The 16320-nt window shown below is 65.8% G+C and carries 13 protein-coding genes; 10 read left to right on the forward strand and 3 right to left on the reverse strand.

Annotated elements, in window-relative coordinates:
- Positions 1-87: 87 nt before the first annotated feature.
- The 9 genes from ACVENA_RS20940 (at position 88) to ACVENA_RS20980 (ending at position 11327) form a co-directional block, all read left to right on the forward strand.
- Positions 88-2028, forward strand: coding sequence for a bifunctional 5-dehydro-2-deoxygluconokinase/5-dehydro-2-deoxyphosphogluconate aldolase (locus ACVENA_RS20940; RefSeq protein ID WP_449326908.1), 1941 nt, complete (start codon positions 88-90; stop codon positions 2026-2028).
- On the forward strand, positions 2025-3860 hold the full coding sequence (gene iolD, locus ACVENA_RS20945) for a 3D-(3,5/4)-trihydroxycyclohexane-1,2-dione acylhydrolase (decyclizing) (RefSeq protein WP_449326909.1): 1836 nt from the start codon (positions 2025-2027) through the stop codon (positions 3858-3860). The genes ACVENA_RS20940 and iolD overlap by 4 nt, the downstream gene beginning before the upstream one ends.
- Positions 3857-4750 carry a myo-inosose-2 dehydratase gene (gene iolE, locus ACVENA_RS20950; RefSeq protein ID WP_449326910.1) on the forward strand — a complete coding sequence of 298 codons (894 nt, stop codon included), beginning with the start codon at positions 3857-3859 and terminating at the stop codon, positions 4748-4750. The genes iolD and iolE overlap by 4 nt, the downstream gene beginning before the upstream one ends.
- Positions 4750-5541 (forward strand): 5-deoxy-glucuronate isomerase, encoded by a 792-nt coding sequence (gene iolB / locus ACVENA_RS20955; protein ID WP_449326911.1) that lies wholly within the window; start codon positions 4750-4752, stop codon positions 5539-5541. Before iolE ends, iolB begins: the two co-directional genes overlap by 1 nt.
- Positions 5542-5550: 9 nt before the next feature.
- Positions 5551-7059, forward strand: a complete 1509-nt coding sequence (locus ACVENA_RS20960; protein ID WP_449326912.1) for a CoA-acylating methylmalonate-semialdehyde dehydrogenase — start codon at positions 5551-5553, stop codon at positions 7057-7059.
- A 200-nt stretch (positions 7060-7259) separates the two neighbouring features.
- Positions 7260-8594, forward strand: a complete 1335-nt coding sequence (locus tag ACVENA_RS20965; RefSeq protein ID WP_449326913.1) for an MFS transporter — start codon at positions 7260-7262, stop codon at positions 8592-8594.
- A gap of 11 nt (positions 8595-8605) precedes the next feature.
- Positions 8606-10012, forward strand: coding sequence for an alkaline phosphatase D family protein (locus ACVENA_RS20970; protein WP_449326914.1), 1407 nt, complete (start codon positions 8606-8608; stop codon positions 10010-10012).
- A 2-nt stretch (positions 10013-10014) separates the two neighbouring features.
- A complete protein-coding gene (locus ACVENA_RS20975; RefSeq protein ID WP_257546535.1) occupies positions 10015-10215 on the forward strand; it encodes a hypothetical protein in 201 nt (66 codons plus the stop codon).
- Entirely contained in the window at positions 10212-11327 is a 1116-nt protein-coding gene (locus ACVENA_RS20980; protein ID WP_449326915.1) for a Gfo/Idh/MocA family protein, read from the forward strand. The genes ACVENA_RS20975 and ACVENA_RS20980 overlap by 4 nt, the downstream gene beginning before the upstream one ends.
- A 212-nt stretch (positions 11328-11539) precedes the next feature.
- Here the strand turns inward: ACVENA_RS20980 and ACVENA_RS20985 are convergent, their stop codons facing one another.
- Complete coding sequence (locus tag ACVENA_RS20985; RefSeq protein ID WP_449326916.1) at positions 11540-12304, reverse strand: inositol monophosphatase family protein; 765 nt, start codon at positions 12302-12304, stop codon at positions 11540-11542.
- Between the two features lie 141 nt (positions 12305-12445).
- Between ACVENA_RS20985 and ACVENA_RS20990 the strand changes: the two genes are divergently transcribed.
- Complete coding sequence (locus tag ACVENA_RS20990) at positions 12446-14440, forward strand: phytase (protein WP_449326917.1); 1995 nt, start codon at positions 12446-12448, stop codon at positions 14438-14440.
- A gap of 231 nt (positions 14441-14671) precedes the next feature.
- On the opposite strand, the gene ACVENA_RS20995 is transcribed toward ACVENA_RS20990, so the two are convergent.
- Together ACVENA_RS20995 and ACVENA_RS21000 are read right to left on the reverse strand one after the other, a co-directional pair.
- Positions 14672-15163 carry an AfsR/SARP family transcriptional regulator gene (locus tag ACVENA_RS20995; protein ID WP_449326918.1) on the reverse strand — a complete coding sequence of 164 codons (492 nt, stop codon included), beginning with the start codon at positions 15161-15163 and terminating at the stop codon, positions 14672-14674.
- Between the two features lie 358 nt (positions 15164-15521).
- Positions 15522-16022, reverse strand: a complete 501-nt coding sequence (locus ACVENA_RS21000; protein ID WP_449326919.1) for an AfsR/SARP family transcriptional regulator — start codon at positions 16020-16022, stop codon at positions 15522-15524.
- Positions 16023-16320 lie beyond the last annotated feature (298 nt).

Consider the following 16320-nt stretch of genomic DNA (forward strand, 5'->3'; position numbering starts at 1 on the left):
ATTTCCAACCCAACATGAAACATATGTTGCAAACATTCTAAAAGTGGAATAAGCGTTTCAGACCAAGGAAGGATGGTCTCGAAAGCGATGACGCAACAAGGGCAGGAACGGGGCGGAGAGGGCCGGCTGGATGTCGTCACGCTGGGGCGCGCGGGGATCGACCTTTACGGCGAACAGATCGGCGGGCGGCTCGAGGATATGGCGAGTTTTGCCAAATATATCGGCGGCAGCCCGACCAACACCGCGGTCGGCGCCGCGCGCCTCGGCCTGCGCGCCGGGCTGATCACGCGTGTCGGCGCCGATCATTTCGGTCGCTTCATCGTCGAGGAACTGGAACGCGAAGGGGTGTCGACGCGCGGCGTCCGCTCCGACCCCGAGCGGCTGACCGCGCTCGTTTTCCTCGGCATCCGCGACCCCGATACCTTTCCGCTGATCTTCTACCGCGAGAATTGCGCCGACATGGCGCTGGCCGCCGACGACATCGACCCCGATTTCATCGCTTCGGCCGGTGCGCTGCTGATCAACGGCACGCACCTGTCGCAACCGGGCGTGTTCGCGGCGAGCCTCAAGGCGGCGACGCTGATGAAGGCGGCCGGCGGTCGCGTCGTTTTCGACATCGATTACCGGCCGGTGCTGTGGGGACTCGCGGGCAAGGACAATGGCGAGGACCGCTTCGTCGCGGATAGCGGCGTGACCGAAGCGCTCCAGCGCGTGCTTCCGCTCTGCGACCTGATCGTCGGCACCGAGGAGGAGATCCATATCCTCGGCGGCTCGACCGACACGCTGGCGGCGCTCGGTGCGATCCGCGCGAAGAGTCCGGCGCTGCTCGTCTGCAAGCGCGGCGCCGAGGGATGCGTTGCCTTTCCGGGTGCGATACCCGCGTCGCTCGATGCCGGGATCGTCGGCCGCGGCTTTCCGATCGAGGTGTTCAACGTGCTCGGTGCGGGCGACGCTTTCATGGCCGGCTTCCTGCGCGGCTGGCTGAAGGACATGCCGCTCGAAAAATGCTGCGAGATCGCCAATGCGTGCGGTGCGCTCGTCGTGTCGCGCCATGGCTGCGCGCCGGCGATGGCGTCGTGGGAGGAGCTGCAGCATTTTCTCGGCGGGCAATGGCCGCACCGCCTGCGCGAGAGCGCCGAGCTCGAACAGCTTCACTGGTCGACCAACCGCCACGGAGAGCGCGACGAACTGACGGTCCTTGCGATCGATCACCGCAGCCAGTTCGACGACCTGCTCGCCGAGCTCGGCGAAAGCGACGAGGCGCGGGTCCATCATTTCAAGAATCTGGCGCTCGAGGCGCTGCACCGCATGGGCGCGGGCGATCCCAATTATGGCGTGCTGCTCGACGGGCGTTTCGGTGCGCGCGCGCTCGAGGCGGCGGCCGATCATCCCTATTGGATCGGGCGGCCGATCGAGGTGCCGGGGTCGCGTCCGCTGCGCTTCGAGGGATCGCCCGACGTTGGCATGACGCTACGCGACTGGCCGACCAACCATGTCGTCAAATGCCTCGTCTTCTATCATCCGGACGACGATGCCGAGATGCGCGCGCGGCAGGACCGGCAGATCGCGCGGCTGTTCGACGCGTGTCGCCGCACCCGTCACGAATTTCTGCTCGAAATCATCGCCTCGAAACATGGGCCGATCGACAGCGGCACGATCGCCTCGGTGATCGACCATATCTATTCGCTGGGTATCTATCCCGACTGGTGGAAGCTCGAACCGACGACCGATGCCGCCGCCTGGGCCGCGAGCGAGGCCGCGATCCTGCGCCACGATCCGCTGTGCCGCGGCATCGTCCTGCTCGGCCTGTCGGCGCCGCAGGACGAGGTGCTCGCGGGCATCGTCGCCGCTGCCGCCTTTCCGCTGGTCAAAGGCTTCGCGGTCGGCCGGACGATCTTCCACGACGTCGCGCAGCAATGGCTGACCGGCGCGATCGACGACGAGGCGGCGATTGCCGCGCTCGGCGCCAATCTGCGTGTCCTTGCCGATGGCTGGCGCGCGGCGCGCCGTGCTAAGGTGGCGGCATGAGCAAGACGGTAAGATTGACGATGGCGCAGGCGCTGTCGCGCTGGCTCGCGGCGCAGCGGGTCGAGATCGATGGCGTCGAACTGCCCTATTTCGCCGGCATCTGGGCGATCTTCGGCCATGGCAATGTCGCGGGGATGGGCGAGGCGCTCGCTGGGATGGAAGATACGCTTCCGACCTATCGCGCGCACAACGAACAGGGCATGGCGCACGCCGCGATCGCCTTTGCCAAGGCGAGCCGCCGCCGGCGCGCAATGGCGTGCACGACCTCGATAGGCCCCGGCGCGACCAACATGGTGACCGCGGCAGCGCTCGCGCACGTCAACCGCCTGCCCGTGCTGTTCCTGCCCGGCGATGTCTATGCCAGCCGCCGCCCCGATCCCGTGCTCCAGCAGATCGAGGATTTCGCCGACGCGACGGTCAGCGCGAACGACTGCTTCCGCCCGGTGTCGCGCTATTTCGACCGGATCACGCGGCCCGAACAGATCCTCGACGCGCTCCCCCGCGCGATGGGCGTGCTGACCGATCCGGCGCTGTGCGGGCCGGTGACACTGGCGCTTTGTCAGGACGTGCAGGCCGAGGCCTTCGATTATCCTCAGAGCTTCTTTGCGCCGCGCCTGTGGCGTCCGCGCCGGCCGCGTCCCGACCGCGCCGAACTGGCGGGCCTGATCGAGGCGGTCCGTATTGCAAAGGCGCCGCTGCTCGTAGCGGGTGGCGGCGTGCTCTATTCCGAGGCCGAGGCGGTGCTCGCCGACCTTGCGGCACAGACCGGCATTCCGGTCGCCGAGACGCAGGCGGGGAAGGGCGCGCTGGCGTGGGATCACCGCCAAGCGCTCGGCAGCATCGGCGTCACCGGGACGAGCGCTGCGAATGCCGCCGCCGAGGCCGCCGACCTGATTATCGGCGTCGGCACCCGGCTGCAGGATTTCACCACCGGGTCGCGCACGCTCTTCGCGGGCAAGCGGCTGATCCAGGTCAACATCGCCGCGCCCGACGCGATCAAGCAGGGTGCCGAAGCGGTCGTCGGCGATGCGCGCGAAACGCTCGAAGCCCTGACCGAAGCGCTCGCCGATTGGCGGGTCGAGGCGGCATGGCGCGATGCGAACAGCGATGCTGTCACCGAATGGAATGCCGCGTGGGACGCCGCGACTGCACCGGGCACCGCGCTCCCCTCCGACGCGCAGGTGATCGGCGCGGTGTGGCGGCAGGCGCATGCGGACGCGACTGTCGTCTGTGCCGCTGGCGGACTGCCGGGCGAACTCCACAAGCTTTGGCGGAGCCATCGCCCCGGCGGCTATCATGTCGAATATGGCTTTTCGTGCATGGGTTACGAGGTCGCAGGCGGACTGGGGGTCAAGATGGCCGACCCGGCGCGCGAGGTCATCGTGATGGTCGGCGACGGCAGTTATCTGATGCTCAACTCCGAACTCGCGACCTCGGTGATGCTCGGGCACAAGATCATAGTCGTGCTGCTCGACAACCGCGGCTACGGCTGCATCAACCGGCTGCAGCAGGGGACCGGCGGGCGTCCGTTCAACAATCTGCTCGCCGACGCGGCGCACGCGGTGCTGCCTGAGATCGATTTCGCGGCCCATGCCCGTAGCCTCGGTGCGGGGGCCGAGAAGGTCGGCGGCCTAGCCGAACTCGACGCCGCGCTCGGCCGCGCCAAGGCGTCGGCCAAAAGCTACGTGATCGTCATCGACACCGATCCCGCGATCACCACCGAGGCGGGCGGCCATTGGTGGGACGTCGCCGTCCCCGAAGTGTCGGCGCGCGCCGAAGTGCAGGCCGCGCGCCGCGATTATCAAACCCGAATCGACGGAGAGAGGAAATGACGATCCGCTGGGGCGTGAGCCCGATCGCCTGGTGCAACGACGACATGCGCGAACTGGGCGGCGACACGACGCTCGACGAACTGCTCACCGATGTCCGCGACATCGGCTTCGACGGGGTCGAGCTCGGCAACAAATTCCCGCGCGATCCCGAGGTGCTGGCGCCGATCATGGCGGGCTATGGCCTCGACATCGTCGGCGGCTGGTATTCGTCGAATCTCCTGGTCCGCGACGCCGATGCCGAGATTGCGGCGCTGTCGAAGCATCTCGCGCTGCTCGAATATATGGATTCGAGCGTCTTCATCCTCGCCGAGACGTCGAACGCGGTCCATGGCGACCGCTATGGCAGCCGGCTCGACACGCATCCGGTGCTGCCCGCCGCCGACTGGAAGCAGTTCGGCGAGCGGTTGAACACCGTCGCGCGCTTCATCACCGATCGCGGACTGCGTTTCGCCTATCACCATCATCTCGGCACCGTCGTCGAGACGAAGGACGAGCTTGAACGCTTCTTCGATGCGACCGGCGATCATGTCGGGCTGGTGCTCGACACGGGCCACGCGCTGTTCGGCGGGATCGAGCCGATCGACGTGATCAAGGCGCGCCCCGAGCGCGTCGCCCACGTCCATTGCAAGGATGTCCGCACCGCGAAATATGACGCGTTCCTCGCCGATGGAACGAGCTTCCTCAACGGCGTCGTCGGCGGCATGTTCACCGCGCCCGGCGACGGCGACTATGACTATGCGCCCTTCATGCGCGCGCTCGCCGATATGGACTATTCGGGCTGGATCGTGATCGAGGCCGAACAGGACCCGGCGATTGCCAATCCGCGCGAATACAGTCAGCTCGGCCTCGACACGCTGAAGCGGCTCGCGCGCGAGGAGGCGCTGGTCTGATGTCGCTGCTCGTCCGCCCGCACGCCCCCGATGACGACGGCACGCTGCTCGACATCACGCCCGAAAGCGCGGGCTGGAAATATGTCGGTTTCCGCGTCGTCCGGCTGGCCGCGGGCGCGCGCTACAATCATGTTGAGGACGGGCGCGAGGCGTGCCTCGTGATCCTGACCGGCACCGTGTCGGTCGATGCGGGGGGTGAGCATTTCGGCGATATCGGCGGGCGCGAGACGGTGTTCGATGGCGCCGCGACCTCGGTCTATGTCCCTGCGGGGCATCGCTACACGATCGAGGCGGCGTCCGATGCCGAGATCGCAATCTGTACTGCGCCGGGAACTGGCACGGGCGCGGTGCGGTTGATTCGCTCCGACGCGGTGGAGGTACGCGGGCAGGGCACGAATACGCGCCACGTCCGCAATATCCTGTCCGACGCCGACGAGGCCGAAAGCCTGCTCGTCGTCGAGGTGATCACGCCCGGCGGCCACTGGTCGAGCTATCCGCCGCACAAGCACGACCGCGACGCCTTTCCCGAGGAGACTTTCCTCGAGGAAACCTATTACCACCGCCTGTCGCCGCCGCAGGGCTTCGCCTTCCAGCGCGTCTATACCGACGCGCGCGACATTGACGAGACGATGGCGGTCGAGGACGGCGACGTCGTGATGGTGCCGCGCGGCTATCATCCGGTCGGCGCACCGCACGGATACGACCTTTATTATCTGAACGTGATGGCGGGCCCCCGGCGCAACTGGGTGTTCCGCAACGACCCCGCGCACGAGTGGATCGTGCGCCAGTAAGGAAGAGCGATGAGACAGATTGAATCCTTCATCGCCGGCGATGCCGCCGGCGGCGGCTCCGTGCGTCCTCGAGAAGCGCGCGCGGGCGATGTGTTCAACCCGAGCACGGGACAGGTTCAGGCCCGCGTCGCCTTTTCGACCCCTGCCGATCTCGATCGCGCCGTCGCGACGGCAGCGGCCGCGCAGCCCGGCTGGGCGGCGACCAATCCGCAGCGCCGTTCGCGCGTGTTGTTCCGCTTCCGCGAACTGCTCGAGGCAAACATGCAGGACCTCGCCGAGCTGCTCGCGAGCGAGCATGGCAAGGTCGTCGCCGACGCAAAGGGCGATATCCTGCGCGGGCTGGAAGTCATCGAATTTTCGTGCGGCATTCCGCACGCGCTGAAGGGCGAATATACGCAGGGTGCGGGGCCGGGAATCGACGTCTATGCGATGCGGCAGGCGCTCGGCGTCGTCGCGGGCATCACCCCGTTCAATTTTCCGGCGATGATCCCGATGTGGATGTTCGGCCCCGCGATCGCGGCGGGCAACGCCTTCATCCTCAAGCCCAGCGAGCGCGATCCGTCGGTGCCGGTGCGCCTCGCCGAACTGATGCGCGAGGCGGGGCTGCCCGAGGGGATCCTGCAAGTCGTCCATGGCGACAAGGAGATGGTCGACGCGATCCTCGACCATCCGGCGATCGCGGCGGTCAGCTTCGTCGGCTCGTCGGATATCGCGCACTATGTCTATGGGCGCGGCACCGCAGCGGGGAAGCGCGTGCAGGCGATGGGCGGCGCGAAGAACCACGGCATCGTCATGCCCGACGCCGACCTCGATCAGGTCGTCAGCGATCTTTGCGGCGCCGCTTTCGGTTCGGCGGGCGAGCGCTGCATGGCGCTGCCCGTTGTGGTGCCGGTGGGCGACAAGACCGCCGATGCGCTGCGCGAACGGCTGATCCCGGCGATCGCCGCGCTCAAGGTCGGGGTGTCGAGCGATCCCGACGCGCATTACGGCCCGGTCGTCAACGCCGCGCACAAGACGCGTATCGAACAATGGATCCAGACCGGGGTCGACGAAGGTGCCGAGCTGGTCGTCGACGGCCGCGGGCTGGTGCTGCAAGGGCATGAGCAGGGCTTCTTCGTCGGCCCGACGCTGTTCGACCGGGTGACGACCGACATGCGCGCCTATCGCGAGGAAATTTTCGGCCCGGTGCTGCAGATCGTCCGCGCCCCCGATTTCGAAACGGCGCTCCGCCTGCCGAGCGATCATCAGTACGGCAATGGCGTCGCGATCTTCACGCGCAACGGCCATGCCGCGCGCGAATTCGCGCAGCGCGTCAACGTCGGCATGGTCGGGATCAACGTGCCGATCCCGGTGCCCGTCGCCTATCACAGCTTCGGCGGCTGGAAGCGTTCGGGCTTCGGCGATACCAACCAATATGGGATGGAGGGCATGCGCTTCTGGACCAAGGTCAAGACGGTGACCCAGCGCTGGCCCGACGGCGGCGCGGGCGACAATGCCTTCCTGATTCCGACGTCATAGAGCATGATCGCTCGGGATTACTCATCCGTCATTGCGAGCGAAGCGAGGCAATCCAGAGCGGCTTGTCACACCCTGGATTGCCGCGTCGCTTCGCTCCTCGCAATGACGATTCATGGATATGAAACAAATCTTCCATTTTATTGAATAATGAAATAGTCTCGCAACAGAGGACTGGCAATGGCCGGCGAGGGAGAGAGGCGATGCTCAGATATTTCGCGACGGGGCCGGACCTGCCGGTCAGGACCGACGACGGTGTCGATGGCGCTTTCAAGAGCTATCGGATGCGGATCATCATGGCGATCACGCTCGCCTACGCCGTCAGCTATACCTGCCGGCTCGCGATCAACATCGTCAAGAAGCCGCTGATCGATCAGGGCATCTTCACGCCGCTCGAGCTCGGGATGATCGGCTCGGCGCTCTTTTACACCTATGCCGCGGGCAAGCTGATCAACGGCTTCGTCGCCGATCACAGCAATGTGAAGCGGCTGTTCGCGGCGGGGATGGTGCTGTCGGCGCTGTGCAATATTGCGATGGGCTTCTCGACGCTCTTTTGGGCGACGCTGCTGATCTGGGGCCTCAACGGCTGGTTCCAGAGCTATGGCGCGCCCGCCTGCGTCGTCGCGCTGGCGAGCTGGTTCTCGAACCGCGAGCGCGGGCGCTATTACGGCATCTGGTCGACCGCGCATTCGATCGGCGAGGGGCTGACCTTCGCTGTCGTTTCGGCTCTCGTCGCGCTCGGCGGCTGGCGCTGGGGCTTCTGGGGGCCGGGCGTCGCCGCAATCCTCGCCGGGATCGCCGCCTTTTACGCGATGGCCGATCGTCCGCGCGCGCTGGGCCTGCCGACCGTCGCCGACTGGCGGAACGATCATTATGCCCCGCCCGCCGAAGGCGCGCCCGAGCGCGGAGTGTTCGCGACCCAGCTTTCGATCCTCAAAATCCCGGCGGTCTGGATTCTCGCGCTGGCAAGCGCCGCCAACTATGTGACGCGCTACGCGATCAACAGCTGGGGCATCCTTTATCTCCAGGAAGCGCGCGGCTATTCGCTGGCCGAGGCGGGCGCGGTGCTGACCGCGAGCACGCTCGCGGGGGTCGCGGGCGCGGTCGCCTTCGGCTTCGTTTCCGATAAATTCTTCGGTGCGCGGCGTCCGCCAGCCAATCTGCTGTTCGGCGTCGTCGAGCTCGTCGGGCTGCTGCTGCTCTTCTTCGGCCCGAACAATCCGGCCGTCGTTCTGGTCGCGGTGGTCCTGTTCGGGCTCGGCATGACCGGCCTTGTCACCTCGCTCGGCGGCCTGTTCGCGATCGACATTTGTCCAAAGCGCGTCGCGGGCGCGGCGCTCGGCCTCGTCGGCGTCTTCTCCTATCTCGGCGCCGCGATCCAGGAACAGGTGTCGGGGGCGCTGATCGACGCCAACATGCATATGGCGAACGGCGCGAACGTCTATGATTTCGGGCCGGTGATCTGGTTCTGGATCGGCAGCTCGGTGCTGGCGACGATCCTCGCCACGACGCTCTGGAACACGAAGCTGCGTGACTGAAGGACATGACGATGCATCGCCGCAATCTTCTGCGCGGGGGCGCCGCGCTTGCCTTTCTCGCTGCGTTGCCGCGCCGGCTTTATGCCGCCGCGATCGGCTATCCGCGGCTGCTCGATGGCCCGATGGTCGGTGCGACGACGCCGGAGAGCTTCTCCGTCTGGTCGCGCGCGAGTGGCGCCTTCGGGGTCGCGGTCGAATATGCGACGCGCCGCGACTTCGCCGATGCGAAGACGACCGCGCCGGTCACCGCGACGCAGGAGAATGATCTCTGCACCGCGATCGAGGTGAAAGGGCTTCGGCCCGACACCGACTATTATTACCGCATCAAGACCGACGGAATCGACGACCGGCACCAGCCGCTCGCTTTCCGCACCCGCACCGCGCCCGACCGCCCGCGCCCGATCCGCATCGCTTTCGGCTCGTGCGCGCGCGTCCAGCTCTACCCCGAGCAACCGGTGTTCGAAGCGGTCGCGGCGATGGAGCCCGACCTCTTCCTGTGGCTCGGTGACAATATCTACGCCGACAGCGACAGCGAGACCGCCTTTTCGGCGCTCTATTCGCGCCAGCGCAATGTGCCGGCGCTCGTCCCGCTGCTCCGTTCGGTGCCGCAGCTCGCGATCTGGGACGATCATGATTTCGGCTATAATGATTCGGACCGCCGCAACGGCGCGAAGGCGATGACGCGCCGCCTGTTCGACCGCTGGTGGGCGAACCCGGGGTCGGGGCTGCCCGATACGCCGGGCGTCTTCTTTCGCCACAGCTTCGGCCCGGTCGACATCTTCATGCTCGACGGGCGTTACCATCGCGACCCGCCGTCGGACCCCGACAGTCCGGCCAAGACGATGCTCGGCGCGGGACAAAAGGCGTGGCTGAAGCGCGAGCTCAAGGCGTCGAAGGCGGTGTTCAAGATCCTCGCGTCGGGCACCGGCTGGACGCTCGCCGAAAAGGACGGCGACAGTTGGGCCGCCTACCTCCACGAGCGCAACGAGATCCTTGATTTCATCCGCGATGAAGGGATCGGCGGCTGTCTCGGCATTTCGGGCGATGTCCATCAGGGCGAACTCAACTGTGTGCCCTGGTCCGATCAGGGCGGCTATGATTTCTACGATCTGGTGAGCTCGGGTCTCGCCCAATATCTCGCGCCCAAATTCGTCGATCAGCATCCCGAGGTGCGATTGCGCGCGCCGTGGGTGCGGAGCGCCAATTTCGGCCTGCTCGAATTCAGCTTCGATCCCGAACCGCGCGTCGAACTGAGCGTCCGTGACGTGATCGGAGCCTCGGCATCGGGCAAGCCCGTCGTCCTCACCGCCGCCGATCTGGTCAACGGCAAGCAGAGCTGGCGCGCAGCGATCGACCCGCATGAACTCGAACGCCGCGAGCGCGTGGAGCGCGGCGGCAGCTATTATGGAAGTGAATGAGAATGCGTTTCGAGATGGAGACGATCGCGCGCGACGAGTTCGAGGCGCTGAAGGCGCATCTGCCGTGCGCGACGCGGGAAGGCTTGTTCGAGACCTACCGGATCAGCCAGAATAGCTGGTACAAGCTGCGCGACGGTCAGCCGGTCAAGCGCAAGACGATCGAGCGGCTGCGCGAACGCTTTCATCAGGTCGCGGGCGGATGAGCGGCGCCCCTCTCCATATCGCGCTGATCGGCAGCGGCTTCATGGGCCGCGCCCATGCGCTCGCCTTCGCGGCGGCGGACCGGACCTTCGACTTGCCGCGTGCGCCGCGCGTCACGATCCTCGCCGACCGCGATCTGCCGACGGCGGCCGCTGCGGCTGACTCGCTCGGTATCCCGCAGGCAAGCGGCGACTGGCGCGCGGCGATCGCCGACGCATCGATCGACATGGTCGCGATCGCCACCCCGAATTTGCTCCACGCCCCGATCGCGATCGCCGCGCTTCAGGCCGGCAAGGCGGTCTATTGCGAAAAGCCGCTGGCGACGACGATTGCGGAGTCCGAAGCGATGACCGCGGCCGCCGCAGCAACGGGGCGGCCGACCGCAGTCGGCTTCACCTATCTCTACAATCCGATGATCGTCCTCGCGCGCGACCTGATCGCCAGCGGCGAGATCGGCGAGGTGACCGCCTTTCGCGGCATCCATGCCGAGGATTTCATGGCGTCGGCCGACGCGCCGTTCAATTGGCGCTGCGAGCCCGAGCAAGCGGGCGGCGCGCTCGCCGACATCGGCAGCCATATCATCGCGATGGCGCAGCATCTGGTCGGCGACATCGCGTCGGTGTCGGGCCGGCTGCATACCGCTTACCCGACGCGCCGCGACGCAGCGGGCACCGAACGCGCGGTGACGGTCGACGACCAGATGGACGCGGTCGTCGAATTTGCCGGCGGCGCGACCGGCACTCTCGCGGCGAGTTGGATCGCGAGCGGGCACAAGATGGGGCTGGCGTTCGAGGTCAGCGGCACGAAGGGTTCGATCGCCTTCACGCAGGAGCAGTTCAACGAACTGCAACTCTATCGTTCCGGACCGGGCCGTACCAATGGCTTCACGACGATCTGCGCCGGGCCCGAGCATGGCGACTATGGCGCCTTCTGCCCCGCATCGGGCCATCAGATCGGCTACAATGATTTGAAGACGATCGAGGTCAAGGCCGCGGTCGAGGCCGCGGCGGGACTGCCGTCGGCGGCGAAAAGCTTCGCCGATGCGCTGGCGGTGGAGAAGGTCGCCGACGCGATCCGGCGGTCGCATCGCGAGCGGGGTTGGGTGAAGCCGTAACGGAGAATTGGTGAGTTTCGACCGGAAGCGGACCTATCTTCTCCCCTCCCGCAGGCGGGAGGGGTCGGGGGTGGGCAGCGACGGTGCAAGGACCCACCCCGCTGCGACTAACGAACAAAGTTCGTAAGTCTCGCCGCCCCTCCCGCTTGCGGGAGGGGAAAGTAGCGCCATCCTTCAACGTCCGCTCCCCACCCCATAGCCGCCTTCAAACCCTAAACCCGTGTCAGCGCCGTCAGCAGGTCCTTGTGGATCGCCGGCGTCGAGGCCAGCACCGTCCCGTTCATCAGGTCGAGCGCGTTGCCAAGCGTGTCGGTAACGATCCCGCCCGCCTCGCGGACGATCGCGACCCCTGCGGCCATGTCCCAGGCGCTGACGCTCTGTTCCCAATAGGCGTCGTGGCGGCCGCAGGCGACCCACGCCATGTCGATCGCGCCGGCGCCGAGGCGGCGGATGCCGGTGACGCGCGGGGTCAGCCGTGCCATCTCGGCGTAAAATTGTTCGTGATCCGGCTTGGTCGCAAAGGGAATGCCGACCCCCAGCACCGATTCCTCGATCGTCGTGCGCGGCGAAATCCGGATGCGCCGCTCGCCGAGCCAGGCGCCGCTGCCGGTTTCGGCCCAGAACAGCTCGTCCATCGCGGGGACGTAAGTGACCCCCGCAATCACCTCGCCCTGTCGCGCCAGTGCAATATTCACGGCGAAGAGTGGGGATCCTGTCAGGAAGTTGGTTGTACCGTCCAGGGGATCGACCACCCACACATGGTCGGTGTCGCGGCCGGGGGTCAATCCGCCTTCCTCGCCGAGGAAGCCATAGTCGGGGGCATGGGCCATCAGCTGTTCGCGGACGGTCGCTTCGGCCTTGAGGTCGGCCTCGGTGAACATGTCGGCGGCGCCGGCCTTGCTGTGGATCGTGAGCGTCGCGATGCGCTCGCGGTCGGCGATCAATCCTTCGCCCGCGGCGTGAGCGGCGGCGATCATGGCGGAAATAAGGGATGACATCGGCATGGAATGAATATACGTTCTGTTTTATAAGAAAGATAGAAAAATTATTCTGAATTTGAGAGCGGGCCATCGCATCCAGATGGCCGCCGCTTTTCCGGATGAATGAGGGAGGGTTGAGTGAAAACCAGTCTGTTTGCAATCGCCGCCGCGCTGACGGCCGTTCCCGCCATTGCGGCCGCCGACACCGCGGTCCCCGCCGTTGCCGCATCGGCGGAGACGCAGGCGACGCAAGGGTCGGGGGCCGATGGCGCCGCCGTGATCGCCGATCCCGGCGATCCGTCGCGCACGCTGATTCTCGCGGGCGCCGAATCGGCGGGGATCGACGTTTTCGACCTTACTGGGCAGCGCGTCGCAACGCACAAGGTCGGCAATATCCGCGCACTCGATCTTCGCGCCGACGCCGCGCCGGGCGGTGCGCCGTTGCTTGCCGCGCTCGACGGCAAGGCGAACGCGCCCAAGCTTTTCCGCGTCGGCGCCGGCGGCGCCCCCACGCCGCTCGCGCTGACCGGAATCAAGCCCGACATGACCGTCGCGGGCCTCTGTTTCTCGCGTAGCCACCGCGACGGCACCCTCTATCTCTTCCTCGTCGGAGACCGGGGCGAGATCGAGCAATGGGGGCTCGCCGCCGACGCCTCGGGCGCGATGAGCGGGCGGATCGCGCGGCGCTGGTCGCTGGGGTCGGAGATCGGCTATTGCGCCGCCGACGATCGCGGCGCGGTCTATGTCTCGCAGGAAGCCGTCGGCGTCTGGCGTTTCGCCGCCGAGCCCGAGGCCGAGATCAAGCCCGAAATCGTCGACATCGTCCGCCTCGGCCATATCACCGACGAAGCGAAGGGTGTCGCCATCGCCACCGACGGACGGCTGCTCGTCTCGGACGCCAAGGCCGACCGGCTCAACATCTACGATCCCGCCGACGATCATGCCTATCTCGGCTCGGTCGCGCTCGCGGCGGGCGCCGACAGGGTCGAGGACGCGGGCAGCATCACCATCGCCGGCCCGGTCGTGGTCGTCGCCGACGACGACAATGCCCCCGAACAGCCCAATTTCAAGATCGCGAGCTGGTCGGCGCTGCTCGCCGCGGCGGGGCTTCCCGAACGGCCCGCCGCTCCGGCGCCCGCAACGATGCCGCTGGCGCTCGCCACGGTCGAAACCGCGCCGGTCGAAACCGGGGGGGACGCCGCCGACGATCCCGCGATCTGGATCGACCCCGCCGATCCCGCGCAAAGCGTCATCATCGGAACGCAGAAGCAGTCGGGGCTCTATGTCTATGGCCTCGACGGCAAGGTGCTCCAATATCTGCCCGACGGACGCATGAACAATGTCGACCTGCGCAGCGGTTTCCGTCTCGGCGGACGCGATGTCGCGCTGGTGACGGCAAGCAACCGCACGACGAAGGGCATATCGATCTATGCGCTCGACCCCGCGACGCGCCGGCTGACCGATGTCGCCGACGGGCTGCAGAATACCGGCTTCGAAGACCCCTATGGCCTGTGCATGTATCGCAGCGCGAAGACGAAAAAGACCTATGTCTTCGTCAACCAGACCGACGGCAAGATGCGCCAGTGGGAACTGATCGCGACCCCTGCCGGAAAGGTGCGTGCGAAACTGGTCCGCGACCTGCCCTTTGCGAGCCAGGTCGAAGGCTGTGTCGCCGATGACGAGACGGGGATGCTCTATACCGGCGAGGAGGATGTCGGGATCTGGCGCGAGGGCGCCGAACCGCGCGGCGGCCCTGCGCGCACGATGCTGGCGAAGATCACCGACAATCCGGCGCTCAAGGACGATATGGAGGGCATGGGCCTTTATGCGATGGCGGACGGCACGGGCTATCTGGTCGTCTCGAGCCAGGGCAACGACAGCTATGCGGTCTTCCGCCGCGAAGGCGACAACGCCTATGTCGGCTCGTTCCGCATCGGCGCCGACATGGCGGCGGGGATCGACGGCGTCTCCGAAACCGACGGCCTCGACGTCAGCAGCCTCGCGGCCGGTCCGAACTTCCCGCACGGCCTGATGGTCGCGCAGGACGGCCGCAACGTCTCGCCGCCCGAGAATCAGAATTTCAAGCTGGTGCCGTGGGAACGGGTGGCAAAGGCGCTCGGCCTCGATCTTTGATCGCATCCCGCTGTGCGCTCATGGGCGCGCAGCGGGCCGAAGCCGATCTTTCGTTCGAATGGTGACCCCTACGGGCACCCGGCTGCCGTGGCAAGGTATTGATTTAATGATGCTATTTGCCTTTAGCAAGGTTGCCATACCATCAGAGATGCCACCTGTCCATTGGGATTATTTGGGCATGAATGATACTGGCAGGAGGTTAACTGGCGTGTGTCGACATCACCGGCGTAGCTAGATTGTCTGGCCCCGAGGCCGGGCAAGTTCACTGCCGCTTGGGTCGCGGAGTGTCTTTCGCACATTTTGAAGCCATTCTTCGAACCCTTCCTCGCCGACAACGCACATGCCTTCGAGAAACTCCTGACGTGGAGTGGTGCGTTGCGGGGCGCGCCGCACGTCCACGTCGACATTCTCCAAAATCAGACGAGCAACGCGGCGGTTTGTCTCGATTAGCGGAACCCCCACCTCGGTGCCCACTCGGCGCAGGCCATGAAGCTCGCGCCTGAGGCTGCCTTGCGCCTGGGCAGGTCCCCTCGTGCCCCAGAGCTTTTCCTGAATCCATGGGCGCCACCGTTCGCCATTGCCATCTGTAGCAAGGAGACCAAGCAAGGCGATCCCCTTTTTGCTTGAAAGAGGGAGCCGGCTGCCATCTGGCGCTGCCAGCCGAAAGGCTCCGAGCAACTTCAGCCGATATCTCGGGCGTCGATCTTCCATCTCGATTAGCATCGGCCTCGCTCGTTTATCTGCGGAATGGCATCCCCGCTTGCTCTTGCGTGGCCGTTCTCCTCAAAGTCTTGAAGGCGCTCTAAAGGATTCTTAAAGACTCGGTACCTGTCGAGCGAACGAGCGAAGCCGCTCCTTGAGCGCTCGCGATTATCCGGGAATAGAGGTACGGCATGCAGTGTGCTCGAAGCCGTCAGAGGCTACGATGAATGAGGCGGCATAACTTGCATTAACGGGGCCGGGACATTTTGACCCTTGTCCCGACCCCAACTACGGCAATGCCTTCCAACCGGGGTAGTGTGGCGAAACGGCAATGCGCGCAGCTATGGAAATCCTGCCGACGCGACGCGCGCGAGCGCGGCTAATGCGTCTGATCGAGGCCGACTGGTGAATTGTATTGCTTATCGGTCAAAGGCATCGGACCAGACAAGTCCGCGATGTTGTTCCGCATTTCGCGGAGCCATTCCTCGAAAGACTCTTCACCCGCGATATCGATTCCTTCGAGGAACTCGCCCGAGGAACGCATGACTGCCTCCTTATTGCGAATATCAACATCGACGACGTTCAGATTCAGCCGGACCGTCCGGGTCGTTGCCTCGATGAGCGGGAACGGCGAGCCTACCGTCAGCTTGCGGAGGCCATGGAGTTCGCGGCGCAAACTCGCTTGGGCCTGCCGGAGCTCGCGCGATCCCCAAAGCTTGTCCTGGATCCACGCGCGCCACCGCTCGCCTGAATTGGCACTGGCCAGAAGACCGAGCAGCGCGATCGCCTTTTTGCTGGTGACGTCAAGACGCTGTCCGTTCGGCGCAACCAGCTGAAACGCTCCCAAAAGCCGGAGCCGATAAAGCGCCATACCGTTCACCCCCACCCCTCTTTCCCTTCTCCCCGCGCGGATTATGCCGCGCCTCCCGGAGGGCGGATTAAGACGCTGCCGAAGGTGGGAGCAATGCCGAACAGCCGCGCGACGAATTAATAACGCTACGGAAACGCTCAAGAAACGCATCGCTCACGATGCGCGAACGCAGCAATTGGCATTTGCCTCCGTGATCGACCGGGCGACCGGTCTGACTCAGGGGGAATGCTTCAACAGCTAAGATTTTTCGCAGTCTTTGACGGCCGCGCCGATAGCTTCGGGCGCGTGCGCCAATTCGCCATACTTA

This window comes from Sphingopyxis sp. 550A (genome assembly GCF_053569535.1).